Genomic DNA, 828 nt, shown 5'->3' on the forward strand with positions numbered 1-828 from the left:
CCGCGTGGCGCTGCAGGTCGACGGCGGGTTGCGCACCGGCCGTGACGTCATCATCGGCGCGCTGCTCGGCGCCGACGAGTTCGGCTTCTCGACCGCGCCGCTGATTGCGGCCGGCTGCATCATGATGCGCAAGTGCCACCTGAACACCTGCCCGGTCGGGGTGGCGACGCAGGACCCGGTGCTGCGCAAGCGCTTCAAGGGCACGCCGGAGCATGTCATCAACTTCTTCTTCTACGTGGCGGAGGAGGTGCGCGCGCTGCTCGCCGAAATGGGCTTCACCCATCTCGACCAGATCATCGGCGACACCGACCTTCTGGAGAAGCGCGACGTGATCCAGCACTGGAAGGCGCGCGGGCTCGACTTCTCGAAGATGTTCTTCAAGCCGGAGGCGCCGCCTGAGGCGCTGCACTGGAGCGAGCGGCAGAAGCATCCGATCGACGACGTGCTCGACCGCAAGCTGATCGAGCTGGCAAAGCCGGCGCTGGAAGCCAAGCAGCCGGTCAGCATCGAGCTGCCGATCCGCAATGTCGACCGCTCTGCCGGCGCGATGCTGTCGGGCGAAGTCGCCAAGCGCTTCAAGCAAAGAGGCCTGCGCGAGGACACGATCCAGGTCAAGCTCACCGGCACGGCCGGCCAGTCTTTCGGTGCGTTTCTCGCGCGCGGCGTCTCCTTCGAGCTGGTCGGCGCCGGCAACGACTATGTCGGCAAAGGCCTGTCGGGCGGCCGCATCGTCATCCGGCCGCCGGAAGAGGCCAAGATCGTCGCGGCTGACTCGATCATCGTCGGCAACACGGTGCTCTACGGTGCGACCGAGGGCGAGGCCTATTT

Annotated in this window: 1 protein-coding gene; it reads left to right on the forward strand. The window is 66.5% G+C overall.

Annotated elements, in window-relative coordinates:
- On the forward strand, window positions 1–828 hold an 828-nt coding region (locus tag EOA60_RS35300), incomplete at both ends, for a glutamate synthase-related protein (protein WP_245502709.1).

The sequence above is a fragment of the Mesorhizobium sp. M1A.F.Ca.IN.020.06.1.1 genome (genome assembly GCF_004023265.1).
In the GTDB taxonomy this organism is placed as follows: domain Bacteria; phylum Pseudomonadota; class Alphaproteobacteria; order Rhizobiales; family Rhizobiaceae; genus Mesorhizobium.